Source organism: Shewanella sp. 4_MG-2023 (genome assembly GCF_030548015.1).
Classification (GTDB): domain Bacteria; phylum Pseudomonadota; class Gammaproteobacteria; order Enterobacterales; family Shewanellaceae; genus Shewanella.
Genome location: NZ_JAUORL010000017.1, coordinates 37,574 through 55,304, shown reverse-complemented (window position 1 = coordinate 55,304; position 17,731 = coordinate 37,574). Strand labels below are relative to the sequence as shown.

Below are 17,731 nucleotides of genomic sequence, written 5' to 3'. Positions count from 1 at the left end.
TTGCCTTGTGTAGTAATTTAGTATTCACAAATCTGCCGCGGATCACAGACCCTGTGTGCGCTTCATGATTTAATAAACTATCTTTATGTAGATTCATGACCTGAATCATTGCAAAATTTAGCCTAATCAAATAGGGAACGTATTCATGAAAGCAAAACTGATCAAATTAGCTGCAGCAGCAACATTAGCATTAGGCGTATCATCAGCATGGGCTGCTGGTATTATGCACCAAGGTGAAGTAGTAGAAACGATGAACAGCGGTGGTTATACCTATGTTCAAGTTAAAGCAGAAGATAAAACTTTTTGGGCTGCTGGCCCACAAGTTGCGATCACTAAAGGTGACACTGTGATCATGAATGAGCAAATGTGGATGCAAGATTTCACCAGCAGCACATTAAACAAAACCTTTGATAAATTATTATTTGTTGGCAAAATCGAGAAAAAATAACTCGCTTTAGCAATAAATACCCCATAATCGGCTAATTCTCATTAGCCGATTTTTTATCTGATATCAAGCAGCCATGACTCAAACAGCGCAATATTCAATTATCACCTTCAGGCCTGCTTTTGCTCAGCAAGTCAGTGAGCTAGTTCATCAAAGTGTTCGACAAATCTCACACCGACGATACTCTCAAGCCCAGTTAGCCGCATGGTCAACTAAACCGCGCTCAGCAAAACATTGGCAATTACGGCTGACGCGATCGCAATCTTGGTTAATGCTGGCAACAAACAAAGCCGATACTTTAGCAAGTCAGCAGCCAAAGGTTATTGGGGTTATCAATGTCGAAACCCATTTTAAAAGCCGCGGTTATATTGATAGTTTGTATATCGCCCCCGCCTATCAGCAACAAGGGCTAGCATGTCAGCTTTATGAAACCTTAGAAAAGTGGGCTCTCAGCCAAGGCTACGCAGAATTGAATGTTGATGCGTCATACTTATCAAAAGCATTTTTCATCAAGCAAGGGTTTACACTGATCCAGCCAAGCTACCAAATCAGTCAACAGCAGGTGATTAATAGTTTCTATTTAAGCAAGCCGCTCACTTAAATCTTAATCCTCAGCAGCACAAGGCAAGATATCAACTGATAAAGACAAGTCTTACAAACACGTTAACCAGTGGATTTACTTTGTTAATAACGGCTGCAGCATCTGCTCTAAACCATTAAGTTTTACTTCATACATCAATGCCAATTGCTCGCCTAACTTCCCCTCAGGAAAACCTTTACTATGAAACCACACCAGGTATGGCTCGGGTAATTCCAGTAACTTTCGTCCAGCATATTTACCAAATGGCATGGTTTGGTTAATGGCTTCTAATAATAATTTTTCATTCATAGTGTCAAAGTCTTTTTGTTCAGGAGATTTAGTTAACAATAGCAATATAACATTTTGGAATAGCGATAAATACAAAAGCAAAGTTTAGTTATAGATAAGAGTCATTTACATTTAGCGGTTGGCAACACTAGCCACTTTTCTGGTCATTAATTTATCAAATAATCAACTTAAGCAATTCAATTTATTACTAAAATTCTAGTGAATAGCTCATAAGGTTAACACAGTCAAAAAATCGCCATTAGCCGCTATTTTGTCAAAAAACAAACGCCTGTCAAAGCCACTAAAACCGTCAATTTATAGCACATTGACGACCAAGTCATAGCAACATAAAGTTAATAACAAGTACAACATAAAGCGCCAACAAAAAATCAACCTTTTATAACCAAGCGAATCAATAATGATTGACAATCCAATGGCGTTATACCACATCAGGAGATGTTTTGATGATTATCTTAGTCGGTGGTGAAAAAGGCGGTAGTGGTAAAAGCTGCTTAGCCCAAAATATCGCAGTATTTCTCGCTAAAGAAGCCACAGCCAGTATTATCATGGTCGATTGCGACCCGCAAAGAACTACATCAGATTGGATCCAAGCGCGCAATAACAACCCTGAATTACCAGCAATAAATTGCGTCCAATTGTACGGAAAAATCCGTAACGACTTACTCAGTCTTGAGAAACATTATGATTATGTACTCGTTGACTGCGGCGGCCAAGACAATTTAGCCCTGCGCGCTACATTATCAGTGGCCTCTCACGCCTTAATGCCCCTAAGACCCAAGCGTAGAGACCTAAAAACGGTCAGTCACATGGATGATATTGTCGCTACCTGCAAAATGATTAATCCCACCATGAAAGCCTCTTTTGTGGTAACTCAGTGTCCAAGTTTGCCTAACCAAGCAGGTCGAATACTCGAAGCTAAAGAGGTATGTAAAACTTACGATATTAACGTGCTTGATGCGATTACTTACAGCCGAAATATTTATGACGACAGTGAAGAGTCTGGCTTGTCAGTCATTGAAATAGACCCCAATGGAAAAGCCGCGGTTGAAATCCGTAATATTGCTTGTGAATTGCTAGAAGTAAGCGATGCCAAACAGCTAATCAGGCAGCGAAATAATAACGATAATGTAACGCAATTAGGGGGAAGTTATGGGCCTGGCCGATCTGAAGAAAACCGTTACGCCATGTAGTACGCCTTTTTTGCCGCAAATGTCAGTTGATGACTTTATTGAGGCAGCAAATCTTTACGCTATGGGCAAACCACAGCAGTCGAGCGCCTGTAAAAATGCAGATTCAAACCAACAGGCGATGCAGCAACTATGGGAATTAACCACCCAAGCTGAAGCGAATGAACCCATAAATGAAAAACCTAAACCATTTAGACGGGCAACATTTACCTTAAGTGAAGCGGCAATTGAGCAATTAAACTGCTTAAGTCAAAGCAGCCAATCGGCAAAGTCAAAGTTAATTAGAATATTGATTAAACAGCATTTTTCATTATCACTTGAAGAACAACAGCAAATAGAGCAACGACTGCAAATACGTTAAATCAACTATAAAAATAAACTCCCTCCCCTTCTTTCTGGCAGCAACCTTGGTCGTTTGCCAGTTTTTTTTGTCTCAATAAAAATCAGCCACTTGAATTTGGCGCAAATTCACCCAATAACATAATGACAAGCTAATATAATCTGGGAGAGCTGAATGTTTGCAGTGTTTTTACTTGTCACCGTTGCGGTAACTGCCATCGCGTTGATTATGACTAAGTCTCAACGCACTGAAAAGCGCAGGCAACAGCTTATGACAAGGCCTTTCCCTAAAGCATGGCGGCAAATCCTTAAGCGTCGCTTACCCTATTTTCATGCATTGCCCACAGATCTGCAGCTACAACTAAAAAAGTTAATCCAGATTTTTATTGATGAAAAACAATTTGTCGGCTGTGATGGCTTCAACATTACCGACGAAGTAAGAGTGACCATTGCCGCGCAAGCCTGCTTGTTATTACTCAATCGAAAAACCAATTTTTACCCCAAGTTAAAACAAATTTTAGTGTATCCCTATGCGTTTATTGTTGAGAAAAATAACACCGACTTTGCCGGCGTATCCTCTAATGAACGTAATGTGTTACTGGGAGAGTCCTGGGGTAATGGCAAGATCATCTTGTCGTGGAAAAGTACTTTGGACGGCGCTGCAGCGCCATTTGATGGTCAAAATGTGGTTATTCATGAGTTTGCTCATCAGCTAGATCAGGAAAACGGCAATGCCAATGGCGCACCGCCATTAAAAGAGTTCACCGATTATGCCACTTGGTCAGCAACACTCGGTCGTGAGTTTAAAGCGCTGCAATATTGTGCCCAGCATCAATTACCCTCGCTGTTTAACTACTATGGTGCGACCAATCCTGCTGAGTTTTTTGCCGTCATTAGTGAAACCTTTTTCGAGAAACCGTTAGCGTTTTACCAACAGCATCAATTGCTTTATAAAGAACTGAGTCAGTTTTATCAGCTAGACCCAATCAATTGGCATTAAGATCAGCATTGAGTCATTGATTTTCGAGGCTATCATTACCAGCCAGCATTTAGCAGACAAGGAATTTTCATGCACAAAGCCATCTTAAGATTATTATTAACCACTAGTTTATGTTTAATGTCTTCTTTACCCCTAGCAGCTCAAGAGGCACTCTCTGACGAGTCAAAGCAACAAGCTAATAGCATTCTCGACCAACTACACCAAAATGCCAGCCAGGCGAACTGGGACAGTTACTTTTCGCTATATCACCAGCAAGCGGTGTTTTTAGGCACTGATGCCACAGAGCGCTGGGATATGCAACAATTTGCCGGTTATGCCAGACCTACAGATGGTTGGCATTATGAAGTCAGCTCACGCCAGCTACTGCAGTTTGATAACACCATTGTTTTTGATGAATTACTTGAAAGCGCCAGTTATGGTCTATGTCGCGGTACAGGTGCACTACAATTAACTGATGATGGCTGGAAAATTATTCAATATCATTTAAGTATTGCAGTGCCTAACGACAATGCCAAAGCCGTGGCGCAGTTGATAGGCGCAAAGAAACAAGCTAAATAACCTCTATCGATAAGTTAATATTGATTAAAAACCTAAGCCAGCAACTTAGCTACGCTGGCTTTGCTTACTTGAGCGCTTAAGCCAAACAATCGATTAGTTTCTCAAGATATGAGTTTAACGAGCTATCAGTCAAAAAAGTCCATAAGCAAAAGAATACAGCAACAAAACTCCCCCCTATTAGTGTCTATGTTATTTACTCTAGCATTAGGTGCCTTCGATAATGACTCACTAATCCTTTAGCCGCTTTGGATTGATATTAATCAATAACATAACTAGAAGGTTTAACTGAATCAGCTGTGATTTCGCTATAAATTTTAAGCAAAAAAAACGGCTCATAAGAGCCGCAACACAAGCAAATGGTTGAAAACTTACTGGGTAGGAAGTAAAAATCCTCGCATTAAGAACGACAACTAGCTTGCGCTAAAATTCCAAATACTGGATAAAACCCGATGTAGCCTGTAGGTGAACTACATCGGGGGACATCAGCTGCATGGCAGCTAAACTGTTACAGAAGTGGTATTAAAACAGCTCTTCTTCGGTAAAGCCGGTCAATGCCGTCACTGAAGATTAACCGCCTTGAATACAGCTTGTCACTTGGTCAAAGTAACCTGTGCCCACTTCTTGTTGATGCGACACGAATCTATAACCTTTCTCAGCCGTTATAAATTAAACTTTTGTAATACGTCTACTGAATTTAAGCTGTTAATAACTCATAACCCGGTAGTGTTAAGAAATCGACCAACTCATCAGAGGTGGTAATTTCCTCAAACAGACTGGCCGCTTTAGTAAACTGACCACTGGTAAACCTTTGCTGCCCTAGCTCTTGCTCGACATTAATTAGCTCTTCAGCCAGCATGGTTTTGAATAAGTCTTTAGTGACTAACTTGCCATTAGAAAGTGACTTTTCATGTTGGATCCACTGCCAGATCGAGGTGCGTGAGATTTCTGCTGTAGCGGCATCTTCCATCAATCCGTAGATAGGAACGCAACCATTACCTTGGATCCACGCTTCGATATATTGCACTGCGATACGAATGTTTAAACGCATGCCCGCTTCGGTACGTTCACCATCACAAGGTGTCAGCAGCTCTTCGGCTAATATCGGTGCATCGACATCACGGGTAATGTGCAACTGGTTAGTTCCGGCGCCAATATAATCATTGAAAATCGCCATGGCGGTATCGGCTAAACCAGGGTGTGCCACCCAAGTACCGTCATGTCCATTACGCGCTTCAAGCTCTTTATCACCTTTTACTTTTTGCAAAATAATTTCATTTTCTTCGGCTGTTTTAGCCGGAATTAATGCTGCCATGCCGCCCATAGCTAATGCGCCACGCTTGTGACAGGTTTTAATCAGTAGACGTGAATAAGCACTTAAAAAAGGCGTATCCATAGTGACTGCTTGGCGATCTGGTAAAACACGGTCAGCATGTTTGTTCAAGGTTTTGATATAGCTGAAAATGTAATCCCAGCGGCCACAATTTAATGCCACAATATTTGAACGTAGTTCATATAAAATCTCGTCCATTTCGAATACTGCCGGCAGCGTTTCAATTAGGCAGGTACATTTTATTGTGCCTGGCTTTAAACAAAAACGTTCTTCAACGAATGCGAACACTTTTGCCCACCAGCGCGCTTCAACATGACTTTCAAGCTTAGGAAGATAAAAGTAAGGGCCGCTGCCATTAGCTAATAATTGATGGTAGTTGTGATAAAAATACATCGCGAAGTCGAACAGACCACCTGGAATAGACTCGCCCTTGAACTCAACGTGCTTTTCTTTAAGGTGTAATCCACGTACTCGACAGATAAGTACTGCAGGATCTTCATCTAAACTGTAATGTTTGCCTGTTGCCTCAGCAGTAAAGCTAATATCGCCTCGCACTGCATCACGTAAGTTAATTTGACCTTGAACGACTTTTTCCCAGCTTGGTGCTAGTGAGTCTTCAAAATCTGCCATGAATACTTTTACGTTGGCATTCAGCGCATTAATAATCATTTTGCGATCTACGGGGCCAGTAATTTCAACTCTACGGTCAGTAAGATCTTCAGGTATCCCTCTAATCGCCCACTCACCATCTCGAATAGCGCGGGTTTCAGGTAAGAAGCCAGGTAATTGACCATCATCAATGCGTTGCTGCTTTAATTTTCGCTGTGATAGCAACTCAGGAACTTCAGCAGCAAAAGCACCACATAAACTAGCCAATAATGACAGTGAGCCATCATTGAAGATAACCTCTTGGCCAGGGACTTCTGGGCCAATCAAAGCAAGCTCTGAGCTTGTTGGTAAATCAGTTTCAGCACTTGGCTGTGATTTAGCATATTTAGCCATTAGTTGTTCTGCTGTCATATTTAGCCCCTTGAGCAATAATTCGTTTTTAAAAGTTAAATGGTGGTCAGTAAGCGTATTTATCTGTACACCTCTATCAGTGTTTATAAACAGACAACTTACTTCCACATATCTAAAAACAAACCCTGCTACTTTTTAACCATCAAATGTTTGTTTCGTACTAAAACCTAACCAGAAACGTTTGCATTTGCAACAACCAAATAACATCCTCAACAAGCCAAACAGCAACCTAACAATTGGTAACACCAACAACAAAAACACAACAAGACACTGATTTAAAACAGATAAAATTTAAAACAACATTTAATTGGTTTTAGTTGGTAACTTGTCCAACCAATTTACCAACAGCACAAAAAGGTAATTACACAAGTGCTTTAATTACATATCGCAAATAATTGTGTACAGCCTTAAGGCAGTTTTCTACTAAAGTAGAAATAGCATTTTGTTTTGAACATACCCTGAGGTAAAGCCATTAAAATAATTAAAATCATTGAGTTATAATATGCTTAATCACAACCAAATTTAAACAACTGTTTTAATTTGACGTTTACGTAAACAAAATAGGCTGTCTAGAATATATACTCTAGACTGGTGGAGTTGTAACCGGATCAACATCACAAAAGTTATTGGTTTAGTCGAAAAAAAATGCATCTTTTTTTATAAAAAGTTAAAAACAGTCACAATTTAAAGCATTTTTGCACTAAGGAAGGTCAAAGCTTGCAAATACAGAAGCCATATTGGTGCAGATAAAAACGCCCAAAGCAGGTAGCTATGATAAATAAACCACTTTATTTCGACCTTCAGATTTTGCTTTATATAAGGCTGTATCTGCACGGTTAATGATGGGATCAAGGCTTAGATCATCTGCCGTTATTTGGCTAACCCCAAAACTTGCGGTAATTGTAAATTGATGACCAGAAAAACGAGTATCAATCGACTCAATATCAAATCGTATTTTTTTCGCTAACTCAACTGCTAATTCAATTGTGGTAAAAGGCATAAAAATAGCAAACTCTTCACCACCCATTCGACTGACGATATCTGTACTACGGGTATTCGCCGTTATCACCTCAGCAACCTTTTTCAGTGCCCAATCCCCAGTGCCGTGGCCAAAGGTGTCGTTAATCTGTTTAAAAAAGTCTAAATCAATCACTATAACGCTATATTGTCCGCCACGGGCAAGCACTTGGACAAATTCATCTTCGGCTTTTTCTTCGCCAGTACCACGATTTAACAAGCCGGTGAGTAAATCAATTTGAGCTTGTTTACGAAATTGATTTCTTTGCATCCATGCGGTGGCAAGCAACAAACTCAAAAATGCTACCGTGCCCGTCAAGACGGTAGAAAACATAAACGAAGCGCTTTTTTCGCTATTCATAATGCTGCGCTCTTTCGCTAGCATTTCTTGATCTTGTGCCAGTTTATTTAACTGGCGAGTCTTTTCTGCATTATCGAATTTTGCAACTTGGTATGCCGTTTCTTTGACCTTTTTATCATTAATTAACAGCATCCCTATGGCATGGGCTTGCACATGATATTGATAAGCAACTTTAAATTGACCACGTTTACTGGCCACCATTGAAAGCACATTATAAGCACGCTGCTTAGCCTTATAATTATTAGGCTCGTTAGTCAGTTTATCGACCAATTCGGCATACTCAACCGCCTGTTGAAATTGTTGTAACTGAAAATAAACTTCACTTAAATAAGCGTAAATATTATTAATTTCTAACTCAAAATTAAACGGTTGATAAGCTGCTAACGCTTTAAGAAATAACACTTCTGCGGTTTGATAATGATGGTGTTCAAACTCAACTATAGCCTTGCCTTTAATGGCCATAGCTGCAATTAACGGGAAATTATTTTGCTGACAATAATCTTGGGTATCTGCAAATAATTGTAATTGTTCTAGATAAGGGATTTGGTTCAATGATAATTGCGCTGCAGATGTCAGTACCATGGCATAGCAATGGGATTTGCTATCTTGGCCTTTATTTAACATAAAAACAATCTTCGAAAGCCTAAGTACCTCGTCATATTTATCTAAATCTAGATAGGTATTCATTAGCCTGACATAGGAACTGATTTTAATCGAGTTATCTTGAAAGCTGTCAATGCGTGCTAGGCTTTTCTCCAGTAGGCTAAAAGCATCTTCATAGCGCTTTAAAGGAATACTAGCAGAAATTTTATAAGCATAAATATTCGTTAATTGCTCATCGTTCGGGTTGAGTAATAGAGCCTTATCTAAAGTCTGTAAGGCACTTTCATATTTTCCGGCAAGAATAAGCCGTACCGACTCAAAAATATAAAGCCTTATTTTTTGCGCTCGACTTAGACTATCAAACAAACCAAACAGTTCATTAATGCTGGCGCTAGAGGTATCAATATCTTTAAGTATTGATACATCTAGCAGATCTAATTTTTGGTCAATATCGTCAGCGCTGACGTCATCGGCACTCACTGCTGCGCAGAAAATGAATAACGTGGAGCAAAGTAACCGATTAAGCGCTTTTAGCATGAGGCTAAGATTACGATAAGTGATGGACGAGTAAAATTGATTTCAGTTCAACATCACCCACCAAGGATTTAACTTGCGCCATATCCCCTGACATCACAGCGTCAATGTCTTTATCTGATAAACCATTGGCCTGCATAACGCCGCGAGGATCTTTCTTATAAGCCTCTAACAACTTGGCATCTGAGCTTAATTGAGTAAAAAACTCGGTTAAATTTGACATGTTATTTCCTTATTTGTCTTCAAGGTTGTTATCACTATTGATTAGTACAGCTATCAAGCGCGGTTATTGTCCACAATAACCCGTATTCTGTTAACCAATATCATTGGCATTAATCCCTAATTTTTTCATCATCAGCTGATTTAACTTCAGCGGCATTGAAGGTGGGATTAATAAAGTACTGATCATACTTAATGGCGCAAACGGCAAATCCTTTAAAGGAATTTGGTCAATTCTTGGAGATTGAATTGGCAAGTTTGCCGCTTCATATATAATAACTTGGTGATCAAGTGGGTACCATTGGCTTAAGTGATCAACCAAAATCTCCAAGCGGTGTTGATCAGTACTAAACTCGGTCAAAGTATGCTCACCAGCCAAAGCGATTTGCCATAATAGCAAGTAAGTCGCAGGATCTGGATGATGCTGGTAAAGCATAAATTGTGTTGCTTCAAAGCTTTGATGACCATTAGAGCCGGGGTCAATGCCTAAATCTGCCCACAAACATGCTTCAGCGGAAATACCCGGCAGCATATTCGCCTCATAGCCTTCGTTAACCGCTTGCTTAATGGCTAAATGAGATACACAAGAAAATACCCCAGGGTGACCATATAAGGCTACCACCACCAGCTTATCCTGACGAACTTGCTGCAAAATCGCCTCAACCATCTCAGCATAGCTGTCGCGGCGATTCTTCACTTCACCCTCTTGAGCATAATGGCACTGTAATGAGATATGATTGCCATTTAAGCTTTCAAGCCAACGGTTAGCAAAACCATCGGGCACAATAGAAAATACAATATCTGCATTCTCAATATAACTTTGACTTAATTTACTGATATGGCCGGCAAGTTGCAGTCCCGTCCCTACAAAAACTAAACGTCCAGTCTCACCCGGTTCAACTCTTGTTAATGACATTGTGCTCAATTTTTTCAAAAAAGGTTAAGAGTTTTCTGCACTAAATGCCCTAGCATTACCATGGCGGCACACGGCATTTAAAAATAACTCCAGTTACTATCAAACTTATATAAATAGCAGCGCTATTACCACCTCTTTTAAACATTTGCACAACATATTTAGCGCCAATAAAATCATCATTGGTCAAATTTGGGGAACTAACTGAGTCACTAATGAGTCATAACCGTCATTGAAGTAGTAATGAAGTATCAATAGCCACTTGTCAGCATAGGGAAGCCTTGGGTATGATGGCGTCAGATTTTTAGGAAATAGCGCAGACAATGATAAATAAAAAACAAAGTCTTACCCTTTTAGGCGCCGTTGCGCTTTCTGTATCACTAAGTGCATGTAGCGTTTTTGACTACTTAATTTACAAGCCAGATATACCGCAAGGTAACTACATGGAGTTACAGCAAGTTGAAAAACTGCGTATCGACATGACTAAAGAGCAGGCTGAATACATCTTAGGTCGCCCAGTGTTGCGTGATAGTTTCGCAGACAATATTTGGTATTACGTTTATCACTTTAAAAGTGGCCGTAACGCTAAAGTGACTCATAAAGAACTTATTTTATACTTTGATGGCGACTTACTCACCAAAGTTGAAGGCGACTATAAGCTTAGTGATGACTTTAATACGCCTTTAAACGAAGGGGCATTGCCAACAGTGTCAGCCCCAGTTGTTGCACCATTACTACCTGAGCAAGAACCTAAAGCGATGAGGGGCGATATTCACCCACTTGTTGAAGAAGAGCGCTTAGAAACTGAAAATGATGTACCGCAGCAAGATGAGCAGTAATGAAAAACAGATTTAAGCAATAAAAATAAAAACGGAGAGAATGTTTCATTCTCTCCGTTTTTATTTATGTAATAGCAGTAATACATGACCGCTTTTAGTTCAAATCAGTTAACTTTTGCACCCGTTATCTTATTGCTGCGGCCTTCTTCTTTGGCTTTTTCAGCACGCTTGCGACGCACATCTTTAGGATCTGCAATTAATGGCCGATATATTTCTATTCGTTGACCGGACACCAATACTTCATCATGCTTGACCTGACGGCTAAACACCCCTAGCTTCACCTTGGCTAAATCAATTTCTGGAAAAAAGCTGACAATATTGCTTTGCTTTACCGCCTCAATAAATGTGGTGCCAGGCAGCACATTCACGCTAATAATTTTTTGCTGAGTCGGTAGCGCATAAATCACATCCACCGCAAATGTTTCAACATCATTTGTCATTGTAAATCACCTTGGCTCTTTCAGTGAATGCCGTCACCATTGAATTCATCAGATCTTTAAACACTTTGCCAAAGGCCAAATCAGCTAATGGATTTGAAAAATCGAAATTTAAATCAAATTCAACTTTACAGGCATCGTCCGTTAACTCGGTAAAGCGCCATAAACCGTCTAAATGTTTAAAAGGGCCATTCTCAAGCCTTAACTCAATCGTTTTACCTGGCACCACTTGGTTACGAGTGGTGAAGGTTTTACGGATCCCAGCTTTAGAGACATCAACCGACGCCACCATAGTTTGTCCATCAAACTCCAGCACTTTCCCACCCACACAGCCGGGTAAAAATGCATGATATGACTCCACATCATTAACCAGATCATACATCTGCATTGCACTAAATCGAACCAGTACACTTTTTGAAATTTTTGGCATGAAAAACAACACTCATATTAACAATGAGTCGATTTTAACATGCTCCCAAGAAAACGCATCCATTACAGCTTGATGAATGTACTCGCATCTTTAAGCCGTTTGGGTATAATCCACAGATTAGTTTTCTCTCTCCCCCATCTCTGCCACACGTCAACGAGTAAGCAGAGTTTTTAAATGGGATAACAGCGGGTATCACACGCGATTATGGTAAAAAAGAATTCAAAAAAATCAAAGAATCCGCCCGCTACGATTACACGTAATAAGCGCGCCACCTTTGAATTTAAAATCGAAGAAAAAGTCGAAGCCGGTTTAGAGCTTCAAGGCTGGGAAGTAAAATCTTTGCGTATGGGTAAAGTGACCCTCGCAGATTGCTACGTTTTTATTAAAAACGGTGAAGCCTTTATGCATGGCTGTACCATTCAGCCACTTAACACTGCAACCACCCATGTAGTTTGCGACCCAGTGCGTACTAAAAAGCTGTTATTAAAGCGCAGTGAAATTGATAAACTTGAAGGCTTAATTGAGCGTCAAGGCTACACCTTAGTGCCATTGTCACTTTACTGGCGCAAAAGCGCTTGGGTAAAGGTGGAAATAGGACTCGGTAAAGGTAAAAAAGATCACGATAAACGCCAAGACACTAAAGAACGTGAGTGGAAAGTTGAACAATCTCGAGTAATGAAGAAGTCGAGACTGGACGGATAATGAACAAACGATTGTAACTGTGGTCAAATACATTAGGTATTTTAGTATTTACCCGATACAATCAACAAACTTTGGGGGCGATTCTGGATTCGACAGGATTCACGAAACCCTGGGAGCATGTCGAGGGGCGGTTGGCCTCGTAAAAAGCCGCACTGTTATAGTTGCTAACGACTCTAACTACTCTCTAGCAGCTTAGGCTAGCTAGCCATCTTACCCACGTCTCTCAAATGGGCAGGGATTCAAGATGGTCATATTACATTTGATAGCGAGGGAACTCCGTCCGAGGGTGAACCGCGAAATAGTATCGGACTCGCCAATTGCAATCCTGTCTTTCGGAGTGTACTTGGTTAACCAAAAGAGAGACTAAACATGTAGCGCCTTGGATGTAGGCTTTCTGGACGCGGGTTCAAATCCCGCCGCCTCCACCAAATTCTAAAAGGGCTTAACCGCAAGGTTAAGCCCTTTTTCTTTGGCTAGTTCAAACAACTTTTATCAATCCCAATCAATAACTTTCTCGATTCCAATGAGGCGGTGGCAACTGAACTGCCGGCCATAAAAAAACCTGCACTTGGCAGGTTTTTATCAAACTCAATTAAAAAGCGATTTAGTTTTGCTTTCTAACAAACTTTGATTTGAGCATCATTTGGCCGTGACCATCAACTTTACAGTCAATATCATGGTCTGCATCAACAAAACGTTTGATAACCGCTTTAGTACCAACTTTAAGCACTAATGAAGAACCTTTTACTTTAAGGTCTTTAATCAGCGTCACTTTGTCTTCTTCTGCAAGTAGGTTACCTACTGCATCTTTTAGGATGATTGCATCTGGATCAACGATTTCTTCGTTTGGGTTCCATTCATGAGCACATTCTGGACAAACTAGTTGTGAGCCATCTTCGTATACGTAGGCTGATTCACATTTTGGACATGGTGGGATATTGCTCATGGTGAGTTCTCTTTAAATGAATGATTGTCTGCCTTTAAGTGGCTTAAATAGCACTTTTATTGCAGAAACAGATAGCGGTTATTATACGCAAAATAAGCTATATCTGCTAGACAGCTTATTTGCTGAGCTTCACAAATTAGCACCTTGATGTGAGACTGAACTGGCCAAGGTGTTATTTTTCATACAAGTGTGTTAAACATGTTACATCAGTTATTTTAAGCCCAAACTCTGGCCTCATAAGGGCTTGCGATCATTGGTGATTTTTCCGAACACTGTTTAAGGCATTTTTTATACTGCTATTTGTTGACCTCTGTGAAATTGCAGCTCATATTGCTTACCAAAGGCTAAGTAATATAGTCATCTGTAGTTACTTTTTTAAGATACAAGGTCATGTCTGTGAGTATAGTTGCTCATTATTTACATAAATGGAAAATGAGGCTGGGCATTTTGGTTGCACTAGTCTGTTTGTGGCCGATTCAAACTTGGCTAATTAATGCAATGACTACAGATGCGTTAAGCCCTTATCGCATCACGCTAACCTTGCCGCTCTCTGACGCCCTCAATCAAGATTATGGTCTTAGCCCTGATGCTAAAGTGAATAAGGTTTTTGTCAGTGGCAGTTTTTCTGACTGGTATAGTGACGACCCTTATTATCAAATGCAGCAAGTCTCTGCTAACCAGTGGCAATATGATCTTTCCATTCATCCCGGTGACATTGAATATAAACTGGTGCTGCATCTCGATGGACAGCCGACACCGATTTGGATTTTAGACCCGAATACCCCTAACACAGCCAGTAACCCTTGGGGTGATACCAACTCTGTGTTACACGTGTTTGACTGGCCCAAGATTGCCACCACAGTGCAGCTATTTACTCTATCGATTGTGGGGGCATTTTTACTATTTTGTGTATTAGAGCCTTTTTTATATTGGTTACTGCATTTAAAAATGCCCTTTCACCGTAAACTGATGATCAGCAACATGTTGATCCTTATTTGTGTACAGTGGTGTTTTTTGGCTATCAACTGCATCAAAGCCGCCAATTGATAAAGCTTTCGGTTAGTGACACCTTGCATAACATGCACTTACTGCTAGCCAGTGAACAAATTGATTTTGACAACATAGCAAGCCAGCAACAACAAATCTCAGCGACCATTGAGCGTTTTTTTTCTCAAGCGACTACCCGCATCGATAAAAAACAAAACAGCTTATTTCAAATTACCTTGTCTGATTTTGCGGTGCTGGATAAAAACGGCCAATTAGTCAGTTTGCATCACCGCCGTCAGAATGAAACCATCCAACAAGATAGAGCCTCAAAACTTGGCTTTGCTAGCTCTGAAGATTACTTTATGAAGGGCTTATGGGCGCAATTAATTCCCAAGGCACAACAACAAGCGCTTACTGGGCAATTACAGGTAAAAAAACGCCCACGTAATATGCGTAAAATAGAAACCGCCCGTACCCAACAAGCTGAATGGGTACTAGGTTTTAGCCAGTTGATGCAGCCTATTGTCTACCGAGGTCAATTAAAAGGCTTTTATGGTGCGTCGATTCAAGTAAAGCTTTATGGCACTGAACTATTAAATATACTGTTTTTTCAGTTGTTGCTTTTGCTGGGGCTGATTGCTGTCGCTAGCTGGTTGTTTATGCGCGTCGGTAAAATTGTCACCAAAGACATTCTAATACTGACCAGTTGGACCCAAAGAATCGTTAAGGGTAATTTAAACCAAAAACTTTACATAAATAGCCAAGATGAAATTCAACAACTGGCTGAAGACTTCGAATTAATGCGTCAGTCCTTGGTCACCAGTTTTAATAAAATTGAGCAGCAAAATACTAATCTGTATACCGAGGCTTATTTTAATAACCTTACAGGCTTGCCTAACCGCAAAAAGCTTTACGCAGATTTAGCAGGCAAAACTGCGCACTCTTTAATTGCCTTTAACATTAATCAGTTTGGCCAAATAAATGATTTTTACGGGGTAAAAACTGGCGATGCGACTATCAAAGTTATTGCCAAGCGGATCGTCGCTGCCGCTAGTCAGCACACGGTTTACAAAACCGGCGCTAACGAGTTTGTCGTCACCCTTAGCAATCAAGTTGAAGATCTGCACTTACAACAACTAGCAGAAGCCATTATTGATGATGTCACTCAACATGCCATCACCATAGATGGCAACGAGGTATATGTTAACCTCAGCGCCGGTGGAGCCCACTGTATTGATAGTAATTACTCACAACTGCATCAACATGCTGATTTAGCCAGAAGAATTGCCCTTAAACAGTTTCAGCGTTATCAGCTGTTTTCTTTATCAATGGTCAACCCACAAGCTTTTGAACACAACATGCAGCAAAGCCGTATGTTGGCGCTGGCAATACAAAATGATGCCGTAGTGCCCTTTGTACAATTAATCCAGCCACTGGATGGCAATAGCGCCCCGAAATTTGAATGTTTAATGCGAATAAAACAAGCTGATGGCGATTATTTAACGCCTGCAATGTTTATGAAAACCGCCGTGCAATCGCGTATTTACCCACTATTGATGCAGAGTATGCTAACAAAATCTTTTGCATTATTTCATCTACAGCCCTACGAGTTTTCAGTCAATATCTCTATCGATGATATTGCCCTACCTGAACAAGTGAATCAGCTGCTTAATTTACTGAAGCAATACTCTGGGGTGGCGCAAAGATTAACCTTTGAATTACTTGAAAGTGATGAGATCACCAACTACCAATTAGTAAAAGACTTCATTGCAAAAGTAAAACCTTTTGGCTGTAAAATAGCCATTGATGACTTTGGAGCTGGTTATTCTAACTTTAGTCATTTACTCAGCTTAGATGTGGATATCATTAAGATTGATTGATGGCTCGCTTATCCGTCACCTAGATCATGATAAAAAAGCCCAACATTTAGTTGAAACCGTATCTGAGTTTGCTCGCAAAATGCATATTCAAACCGTGGCTGAATTTGTGGATTCTGACAAGGTGCTAAATATGGTCAAGCACTACCAAATTGATTACGCCCAAGGCTATTTACTGGGTAAACCCCAGCCAACAATTGAGGCTGCATTAGGCTTACCGCGCCCAGTAAAAAAACAGCTGACAAATAGCGTTATTGAGCCAGTATTTAGTTAACCCTCAGCACTATCTGCAAGCACTAATCACTAATCACTAAGGAGTTAGGAGTTAGAAGTAAGTGCTAATCACTAACAAAAAATACCGCTACTCAGTTGCGGTATGTTGTCACTCACCAAGCCGGCTCAATCAGCGATGAGCTGTGTTTTTATGAGTCTGGTTGCAATTAAACTCGCTCAGACAACATGGCATCAGATTAGTGTGAAACACAAAACCGTGGCCATTAAATAAAACTAGGGCGACTAAATATAGTCGCCCTAGTTTTATTTAATGATGTTAGTTGCTGTTTGATTATAAAAAATTAGTTAGTTACCAATCATTTTTTGTTGAGAATAAACTCGCTCGCCCAAGGTGTTAAGCACTGTGCACTCACCATCAAGCACGGCAATAATCGACTTACCCTCTCGAAACTCATCGGGCAATATTACCCTTCCAGCGGCACTGACATGCAACCCTTTCAGTACAGTGTTATTCATAGATAGACCTGCCGGAGCATCATAAAATAATACCGTTACTGTCGCTTTATTATCTTTATCAACTGTGGCTAACGGCTGCGTTACTTCTGTCATAAGTTCACTCTCATCCTTATAAAGCGGCTAACATGACTATTAGTTCCCTTATGATAAGTCTAGTCATGAATTATTGATTTATCGAGAAACTGAACAACATATTACTTACAAAGGTATTGTTAATTTGACCTAGCTCACTGCTTAATGATGATTTTGTTCAAAAATTAGGGGGAATTTTAATATCTACAGCGGTCATTTTTGTGCTGCTGGCAAGAAAATGAGCAAAAAACAGTAAAATTAACATTGAAACAGATA

General features: G+C 40.2%; 20 protein-coding genes and 1 other RNA gene. 12 read left to right on the top strand and 9 right to left on the bottom strand.

The features are described from left to right. Positions 1-145 precede the first annotated feature (145 nt). Both Q4546_RS11190 and Q4546_RS11185 read left to right on the top strand, forming a co-directional pair. Positions 146-448, top strand: coding sequence for an NrfJ (locus Q4546_RS11190; protein ID WP_102440595.1), 303 nt, complete (start codon positions 146-148; stop codon positions 446-448). Positions 449-521: 73 nt separating this feature from the next. Beyond that, on the top strand, positions 522-1,046 hold the full coding sequence (locus tag Q4546_RS11185; protein WP_102440596.1) for a GNAT family N-acetyltransferase: 525 nt from the start codon (positions 522-524) through the stop codon (positions 1,044-1,046). 75 nt (positions 1,047-1,121) lie between these two features. Here Q4546_RS11185 and Q4546_RS11180 read toward each other — a convergent pair whose 3' ends face one another. Continuing rightward, positions 1,122-1,334 (bottom strand): DUF3820 family protein, encoded by a 213-nt coding sequence (locus Q4546_RS11180; RefSeq protein ID WP_102440597.1) that lies wholly within the window; start codon positions 1,332-1,334, stop codon positions 1,122-1,124. Between the two features lie 443 nt (positions 1,335-1,777). On the opposite strand from Q4546_RS11180, the gene Q4546_RS11175 reads away from it, so the two are divergent. The 4 genes from Q4546_RS11175 (at position 1,778) to Q4546_RS11160 (ending at position 4,418) form a co-directional block, all read left to right on the top strand. Then, positions 1,778-2,524: an AAA family ATPase gene (locus Q4546_RS11175; protein ID WP_076542673.1), complete on the top strand. Its 747-nt coding sequence runs from the start codon at positions 1,778-1,780 to the stop codon at positions 2,522-2,524. Beyond that, complete coding sequence (locus Q4546_RS11170) at positions 2,484-2,882, top strand: CopG family transcriptional regulator (protein WP_133126441.1); 399 nt, start codon at positions 2,484-2,486, stop codon at positions 2,880-2,882. The genes Q4546_RS11175 and Q4546_RS11170 overlap by 41 nt, the downstream gene beginning before the upstream one ends. Positions 2,883-3,035: 153 nt before the next feature. Further along, entirely contained in the window at positions 3,036-3,860 is an 825-nt protein-coding gene (locus Q4546_RS11165; protein ID WP_102477205.1) for a zinc-dependent peptidase, read from the top strand. 69 nt (positions 3,861-3,929) lie between these two features. Further along, entirely contained in the window at positions 3,930-4,418 is a 489-nt protein-coding gene (locus Q4546_RS11160; protein ID WP_102440600.1) for a nuclear transport factor 2 family protein, read from the top strand. 694 nt (positions 4,419-5,112) lie between these two features. Here Q4546_RS11160 and aceB read toward each other — a convergent pair. The 4 genes from aceB to Q4546_RS11140 all read right to left on the bottom strand — a co-directional run bounded on the left by aceB (position 5,113) and on the right by Q4546_RS11140 (position 10,418). Next, positions 5,113-6,750: a malate synthase A gene (aceB, locus tag Q4546_RS11155; RefSeq protein ID WP_102440609.1), complete on the bottom strand. Its 1,638-nt coding sequence runs from the start codon at positions 6,748-6,750 to the stop codon at positions 5,113-5,115. Between the two features lie 787 nt (positions 6,751-7,537). Beyond that, positions 7,538-9,229: a GGDEF domain-containing protein gene (locus Q4546_RS11150; RefSeq protein WP_303446288.1), complete on the bottom strand. Its 1,692-nt coding sequence runs from the start codon at positions 9,227-9,229 to the stop codon at positions 7,538-7,540. Between the two features lie 67 nt (positions 9,230-9,296). After that, positions 9,297-9,506, bottom strand: coding sequence for a hypothetical protein (locus tag Q4546_RS11145; protein ID WP_102477204.1), 210 nt, complete (start codon positions 9,504-9,506; stop codon positions 9,297-9,299). A gap of 90 nt (positions 9,507-9,596) precedes the next feature. Further along, positions 9,597-10,418 (bottom strand): SAM-dependent methyltransferase, encoded by an 822-nt coding sequence (locus Q4546_RS11140; protein WP_102520548.1) that lies wholly within the window; start codon positions 10,416-10,418, stop codon positions 9,597-9,599. A 320-nt stretch (positions 10,419-10,738) separates the two neighbouring features. Here Q4546_RS11140 and Q4546_RS11135 point away from each other — a divergent pair, with 320 nt between their 5' ends. Continuing rightward, complete coding sequence (locus tag Q4546_RS11135) at positions 10,739-11,254, top strand: outer membrane protein assembly factor BamE (protein ID WP_102520534.1); 516 nt, start codon at positions 10,739-10,741, stop codon at positions 11,252-11,254. Between the two features lie 104 nt (positions 11,255-11,358). Here Q4546_RS11135 and Q4546_RS11130 read toward each other — a convergent pair whose 3' ends face one another. Both Q4546_RS11130 and Q4546_RS11125 read right to left on the bottom strand, forming a co-directional pair. Next, positions 11,359-11,694: an RnfH family protein gene (locus tag Q4546_RS11130; protein WP_102440492.1), complete on the bottom strand. Its 336-nt coding sequence runs from the start codon at positions 11,692-11,694 to the stop codon at positions 11,359-11,361. Next, positions 11,684-12,121, bottom strand: a complete 438-nt coding sequence (locus Q4546_RS11125) for a type II toxin-antitoxin system RatA family toxin (protein WP_102440491.1) — start codon at positions 12,119-12,121, stop codon at positions 11,684-11,686. Before Q4546_RS11125 ends, Q4546_RS11130 begins: the two co-directional genes overlap by 11 nt. A 204-nt stretch (positions 12,122-12,325) precedes the next feature. Here Q4546_RS11125 and smpB point away from each other — a divergent pair, with 204 nt between their 5' ends. Then, positions 12,326-12,823, top strand: coding sequence for an SsrA-binding protein SmpB (gene smpB, locus Q4546_RS11120; protein ID WP_076542647.1), 498 nt, complete (start codon positions 12,326-12,328; stop codon positions 12,821-12,823). Between the two features lie 73 nt (positions 12,824-12,896). Continuing rightward, positions 12,897-13,251: a transfer-messenger RNA gene (ssrA, locus tag Q4546_RS11115) on the top strand. Positions 13,252-13,427: 176 nt separating this feature from the next. Here the strand turns inward: ssrA and Q4546_RS11110 are convergent. Then, the gene (locus tag Q4546_RS11110) at positions 13,428-13,769 is read right to left on the bottom strand and encodes a zinc ribbon domain-containing protein YjdM (protein WP_076542642.1); all 342 of its coding nucleotides are present in this window, start codon (positions 13,767-13,769) and stop codon (positions 13,428-13,430) included. Between the two features lie 390 nt (positions 13,770-14,159). Between Q4546_RS11110 and Q4546_RS11105 the strand changes: the two genes are divergently transcribed. The 3 genes from Q4546_RS11105 to Q4546_RS11095 are packed head-to-tail and all read left to right on the top strand — an operon-like array spanning position 14,160 to position 16,907. Beyond that, a complete protein-coding gene (locus Q4546_RS11105) occupies positions 14,160-14,816 on the top strand; it encodes a glycogen-binding domain-containing protein (RefSeq protein WP_303446287.1) in 657 nt (218 codons plus the stop codon). After that, positions 14,813-16,636, top strand: a complete 1,824-nt coding sequence (locus Q4546_RS11100; protein ID WP_303446285.1) for an EAL domain-containing protein — start codon at positions 14,813-14,815, stop codon at positions 16,634-16,636. The genes Q4546_RS11105 and Q4546_RS11100 overlap by 4 nt, the downstream gene beginning before the upstream one ends. Continuing rightward, positions 16,611-16,907 (top strand): EAL domain-containing protein, encoded by a 297-nt coding sequence (locus Q4546_RS11095; RefSeq protein WP_303446284.1) that lies wholly within the window; start codon positions 16,611-16,613, stop codon positions 16,905-16,907. The genes Q4546_RS11100 and Q4546_RS11095 overlap by 26 nt, the downstream gene beginning before the upstream one ends. Positions 16,908-17,212: 305 nt before the next feature. Here Q4546_RS11095 and Q4546_RS11090 read toward each other — a convergent pair whose 3' ends face one another. After that, the gene (locus Q4546_RS11090) at positions 17,213-17,476 is read right to left on the bottom strand and encodes a TIGR02922 family protein (protein ID WP_102438134.1); all 264 of its coding nucleotides are present in this window, start codon (positions 17,474-17,476) and stop codon (positions 17,213-17,215) included. Positions 17,477-17,731: the final 255 nt, after the last annotated feature.